Raw genomic sequence first — 5788 nt, forward strand, 5'->3', positions numbered from 1 at the left:
AAGGCTCGTCGTCCTCGAGCACGTGCGCGGGGAGGGCATGACGGGCCGGTTGCAGGATCTGATCCGCAAGCCGTGGTCATGGCTGGCCGCCGGTTGCGAGCCGAACCGGCGAACCCTGGATGCCATCGCCGCGGCCGGGTTCGACACCACGGCGCTGCGGACCATCCCGCGCACGCCGGTCCCGTTCCCGTGCAAGCCCCATCTGCAAGGCTTCGCCGTCCTCATTCCACGCTGACGGCCTCGATGATGATCAGCCGCGCCGCACGCCGTGCCGGTGGCAGCGAGCCGAGCAGGCAGATCGCCAGCGCCCCGGCGGTGAAGGCAAGGGCCATCGGACTCAGGCGGAAGCCGACCTGGAAATTCATGATGTCCCCGCTGATGAGACTGAACAGCCACTGATCGGTCAGACCGAACAACAGCCCCAGAAGGCCTCCCACGAAACCGATTCCGGCCGCCTCGGCCAGGACCATCCGCAGGGTGAACCGGCGGCTGGAACCCATGGCGCGCAGCACACCGATCTCGCGGCGGCGTTCGGTCACCGAGAGCGTCAGCGTGTTGAGCAGCGCGACGGCGGCCACCGCCACGACGATGACCCACACGGCGTTGGCGATGAACATGCTCTGGTGCAGCGGAGCTTCGAGCCCCGCCAGCGCCGTGTGACCGTCGTACACGTGGTTCGGCGCCGGTACCACCCGGCGCACGTCGGCCAGCAGGTGCCGCGGGTCCGTCCCGGGGGCCGCGGTGACTTGCAGGATCGTCGAGGCCGGGCGATCGAACCATGCGCGCAAATGATCGAGGTCGATTCCGACCGTTCCGATGACGGTCGAAAAGAACGGCACCAGGGCCAGCACGGCCGTCTGCCGCGGCCCGTTCGGTGTCTGCAGCTGCAACCGGTCGCCGGCGCGCACGTGCAGCGCGGCGCCGAGGTTCTGTGTGAGCACCACGCCGCGGCCGGCCAGGACGTCGGCGCGCAGGTGCTCGTCGAGCGCGCCGAAGAGCGAGTCGTGTGTTCCGGCGGAGAAGCCGTCGAGCAGGACGCGCGTGCCGCCGATCACGGCGAATCCGAATGCGCCCTCGGTCACCCGAGCCACCCCGGGCACCGCCGCCACGCGTTCGGAAAGGCCTTGCGGCAGAACGTCGATGGGGTAGCTGTCCGGTGCGTCCGCGCTCACCCACACGTCGACGTCGGCGGCGGGGGAGAAGATGCCGCGGGCCGAGCGGATCATGTCGGCGTTGGTGCCGGTGATCACCACGGTGGTGACCACCCCGATCAGCACGGTCATCACCGTGGCCCAGACTCGTCGCGGCGCGCGTTCGACGGTGGCTGCCGCGAGTGCCCCGAACGATCCGAACAGGCGAGCCATCGCGGCCGTGGCCGCGACGATGGGCGTAGTGAGCGCGAAGCCCAGCGCGATCTCGGCGCTCAGCAGGGCGGCCATCGCGACGAACGCGAAGGTGCCGCGTTGGCCGATGACCACCCAGATGGACGCCGCGAACACCGCGACGGCACCCACGCCGGCCGCGACCCGCAGCCATCGCGGCACGACGTCCGCCGCCGACGCCCCGGCGGGCGCCAGCGCCTCGATCGGTGCAACCTTGTACACCTGCCGCGCGGCCATCGCCGACGCGACCACGCTGGTGAGCGCCGTGGCCGCGATGGCCAGGGGGATGGCGTAGCCCGGTAACCAGTACTCGACGCGGGCCTCGAGCCCCTGGGTCATCGCCGGTGGCAGTCGACCAATTGCCAGGTGGCCCGCCAGAATTCCGAGGCCCGACCCGATGGCCCCGCCGATGAGCCCGAGGATCGCCGCCTCGCCGAGCATGTCGCCGACGATGGTGACGCGCCGGCCGCCGATCGCGCGCAGCATGGAGATGACGGGCCGGCGCTGGGTGATCGCCATCGTCATCGTGGTGTAGATGAGAAACGCGCCGACCACCAGCGCGACCGCCGCCCCCAGCAGGGCCATGTAGTTCATCAGCTTGACGCCGTCGCCGGCCCGGGCCGCCCGCAGGCTCGGCGCGGCGACGAGGGCCCGGCCGTTCACCGCGGCGGTGACGGCGGCGCGGACGGTGGCCGCATCGGCGCCCGGTTTGATGGTGATCAGGATCGAGTCCAGCTGCCCGGGGCGGCCGGTAACGTTCTGCGCCAACGCAAGTGGGGCAAGGACGTAGTGCCCGCCGTTGAGGTCCGCGAACTGCCGGCCCGCGAGCACCTCGGCGACGGTAACCGACCCCGAGCCCAGTTGCAGCGTCTGGCCTTTCGCATAACCCACCCGCGGCCCGACCTGAACGCCGCCCGGCGTCGAGGACAGCTCCTGCACCGGTCGTGCGACCGCATCCTTCAGGGACCCACCCAGCGCGGCGGTGCGCGCATCCGCGCCGAGCAACAGCACCGGCCCCGTCGCCGTGGACGCGGAAGTTCGGATCATCGGCGCCGCGGTGGCGACACCCGGAACCGCGGCGACGTCCGCCAGGATCGTGTCGGGGAATCCGGCGTCGGTGATGCCCGACACCTCCAGCGCCGCCACGCCGGCGATCCCGTTGGCCAGCCGGTCGACCGATCCGGTGATCGAGCCGAAGATGCCGAATATCGCAACCAGATACGTTGCGGAGACGGCCATTACGGCGATCGATGCGAGTGTGCGGCGACGGTGCACGGCGAGGTCACGCAGGCTGAGCACGCGCACCCGGCTTGCCGCCGCCGATATCCTCACGCGTGGACCGCCGGGAGGTCGGAACCGACCCGTCCGTCCTGCAGCGTGATGACCCGATCGGTCGCCGCGGCGGCGTCCGAATTGTGGGTCACCATCACCACCAACCGATCGCGGCCGTCCTCGTGCGCCACCTCGGCGAGGAGCGCGAGGATCGCGGCCCCCGTCGCGGAGTCGAGGTTGCCGGTGGGCTCGTCGGCGAGGACGAGCGCCGGATCCATCATCAACGCGCGCGCCACCGCGACCCGCTGCATCTGGCCGCCGGACAGCTCCGCCGGCCGGTGCTCGGTCCGATTGCCGAGCCCGACGCGGTCCAGCAACCGGATCGCGTCCGGTTTGGCCCTGCCCAGCCGCACACCGTCGAGCAGCTTGGGGACCGCCACGTTCTCCCAGGCCGACATCGTCGGCAACAGGTTGAAGAACTGGAAGATGAAACCCACTCGGTGATGGCGGAACTCGGACTGCTGCTCGTCGCCCAGGCGGGCGATCTCCTCGCCGTCGAACGTGATGGAGCCCGCATCGGGGGAGTCCAGCGCGCCGAGCAGATGAAGCAGCGTGCTCTTGCCCGCGCCGGACGGACCGACCACCGACACGAACTGACCGCCGTCGAGGCGCAGGTTGATCCCGTCGAGCGCCCGGACCGATTGACCGCCGACCCGATACTCGCGCACCACGCCGCGCAGTTCGATGGTCATCTAGACACCACGAGAACTGCCGGTGGTCGGTTCACCCGCTCGTGAACCGACCACGTGCCCGATTCGTGTCTGATGACATGTTCGGCAACTATCGGGTGGTCGACCATATAGTCGGCCACCTCGCCGCGCTGGGGGTGGACCACGTTTTCGGCGTCGACGGCGCCAACATCGAGGACTTGTACGACGCCGCGCACTTCGAGCCCGAGATCACCGCGGTGCTGGCGAAACACGAATTCTCCGCGGCCACCATGGCCGACGGCTACAGCCGGAGCGGCGCCGGGCTCGGCGTGGTGGCGGCGACGTCGGGCGGGGGAGCGCTGAACCTCGTCGCCGGCCTGGGCGAGTCGTTCGCGAGCCGTGTTCCGGTGCTGGCCCTGGTCGGACAGCCCGCGACCACGATGGACGGCCGGGGCAGCTTCCAGGACACCAGCGGCCGCAACGGCTCCCTCGATGCCCGTGCGCTGTTTTCGGCGGTCTCGGTGTTCTGCGAGCGGGTGCTGGCGCCGGCCGGCATCGTTTCGGCGTTGCCCCGCGCCGTCTCCGCGGCGCGCACCGGCGGCCCCGCGGTGTTGTTGCTGCCCAAGGACATTCAGCAAGCGCGCATCACCGTCGACGACGCCGCCGAGTGCACGAACAGTTTCAGCGCGCCGATCGGCAACCCGCAACTCATCGCCTCCGAGTTGCGCCGCGCAACCGGTCAGGTCACCATCATCGCCGGCGAGCAGGTGGCGCGCGACGACGCCCGGGACGAACTCGAGCACCTGCGCGCGCTACTGCGCGCGCGGGTAGCCACCGTCCCGGACGCCAAAGATGTCGCGGGCACACCGGGTTTGGGGTCGTCGTCGGCGCTCGGGGTGACCGGCGTGATGGGCCACCCGAGTGTGGCCGAAGCGGTGGCCGCCAGCGCCGTGTGCCTCATCGTCGGCACCCGGTTGACGGTCACCGCGCGCGGCGGCCTGGACGACGCGCTCGCGTCGGTGCGGACGTTATCTATCGGGTCGGCGCGGCCCTACCTGCGCTGTATGCATGTTCATACCGACGACCTGCGTGGCTCGCTGCGCCTGCTGACCCAGGCGCTGTGCGGTCACGGACGCCCGAACGGCGTGCGCGTGCCCGATGTGATCCGCCGCACCGAGCTGAAACCGCCGGCGGGGCCGGGACCGGGGATCCGGTATCGCGACGCCATGGCGGTGCTGGACCGCGTCCTGCCCGACGGGGCCGACATCGTGGTCGACGCAGGCAACACCGGCGCGGCCGCCATCCATCACCTGCCGGCGCGGCGTGGCGGCAGGTTTGTGGCCGCGCTCGGCATGGGCGGCATGGGCTACAGCTTCGGCGCCGCGATCGGGATGGCCTTCGGGCGTGCGGCCGGCGGCCGGGCCGCCGGCCGAACCGTGGTGATCGCCGGGGACGGAGCGTTCTTCATGCACGGTCTGGAGGTGCACACGGCCGTGCAATACGCGCTTCCGGTGACGTTCGTGTTGTTCAACAACAACGCCCACGCGATGTGCGTGACCCGTGAGCAGCTGTTTTTCCAGAACCGCTACAGCTACAACCGGTTCCGGCCCAGCGCGCTGGGAACCGGTCTGGCGTCGATGTTTCCCGGCCTGACATCGGTCGATGTCAGCGAGCCCGCCCAATTGGCCGCGGCGCTCCGGACGTCGCTGGACATCGAGGGCCCAGCGGTGATCAGCGTCGAGTGCGACGCCGATGAAATCCCCCCGTTCGCCCCGTTTCTCACCGAGCGGTCAGGAAACGGGGCTGTTGCAGAACAGGTTTCGACCGCGAAGGAGGACCGGGCCGATGTCGCTGCCAGCGCTTGAGGATATCCCCACTCCCATCGATGGGGTGGTCCGCATAGAAACCAGTCCGCGGGAGAAGGCGACTCCGATCATCATGGAGATGATGCGGTCGGTGTACCCGCATGATCAGGTGTTCGGGCAGTACTGCACGGTCAACGATTACGTCGCGTGCCCGCCGGACGAGCTCTACGAGTACATGGCGGACACCCGCAGCCTCGAGGAGTGGACGTACAGCCTGCGCGGGTTCACGCCCACCGACGAGCCGGACCTGTGGCTGGCCCACGACCGGCTCGGTTCGGAGACCGAGATCTACACCCGGACCGTCGCCAACGCCGCGGCGCGGACCGTCGACTACCACTGCGCGTGGGATCAGGGCAAGCATCTGTGGATGGTCTACCTCATGCGCGTCGTCGACGCCCAGGTGGTCTTGGACAAGCCGGGATCGGTTGTGCTGTGGACGAACTGCCACCACCCGTTCTACGACCACAACCCGTATCCGGAGGCCGCGCCGCCGCAGCGGCCGGTGTGGGTGGGCGACTTCTGGGACATGTTCGGTGCCGGGCATGCGCCGAAGTTGGAC

4 protein-coding genes and 1 pseudogene are annotated in these 5788 nt (G+C 70.0%); 3 read left to right on the forward strand and 2 right to left on the reverse strand.

Annotation, left to right across the window (positions count from 1 at the left end):
- Positions 1 to 235, forward strand: a pseudogene (locus tag A5692_RS14185) (class I SAM-dependent methyltransferase); the annotation flags it as partial.
- On the opposite strand, the gene A5692_RS14190 reads toward A5692_RS14185, so the two are convergent.
- Entirely contained in the window at positions 222 to 2621 is a 2400-nt protein-coding gene (locus A5692_RS14190) for an ABC transporter permease (RefSeq protein WP_231984320.1), read from the reverse strand. The pseudogene A5692_RS14185 and the gene A5692_RS14190 overlap by 14 nt on opposite strands.
- 89 nt (positions 2622 to 2710) lie before the next feature.
- Entirely contained in the window at positions 2711 to 3406 is a 696-nt protein-coding gene (locus A5692_RS14195; protein ID WP_068056955.1) for an ABC transporter ATP-binding protein, read from the reverse strand.
- 77 nt (positions 3407 to 3483) lie between these two features.
- Here A5692_RS14195 and A5692_RS14200 point away from each other — a divergent pair, with 77 nt between their 5' ends.
- On the forward strand, positions 3484 to 5229 hold the full coding sequence (locus A5692_RS14200; protein ID WP_068056957.1) for a thiamine pyrophosphate-binding protein: 1746 nt from the start codon (positions 3484 to 3486) through the stop codon (positions 5227 to 5229).
- Positions 5210 to 5788: hypothetical protein (locus tag A5692_RS14205; protein WP_068056959.1), on the forward strand; the 579-nt coding region annotated here is incomplete at its 3' end. The genes A5692_RS14200 and A5692_RS14205, both read left to right, overlap by 20 nt.

This window comes from Mycobacterium sp. E342, assembly GCF_001667665.1.
In the GTDB taxonomy this organism is placed as follows: Bacteria; Actinomycetota; Actinomycetes; order Mycobacteriales; family Mycobacteriaceae; genus Mycobacterium.

Coding starts and splice junctions, on each gene's coding strand:
- A5692_RS14190 (WP_231984320.1), bottom strand. CDS start 2,621: ATGGCCGTCTCCGCAACGTATCTGGTTGCGATATTCGGCATCTTCGGC.
- A5692_RS14195 (WP_068056955.1), bottom strand. CDS start 3,406: ATGACCATCGAACTGCGCGGCGTGGTGCGCGAGTATCGGGTCGGCGGT.
- A5692_RS14200 (WP_068056957.1), top strand. CDS start 3,484: ATGTTCGGCAACTATCGGGTGGTCGACCATATAGTCGGCCACCTCGCC.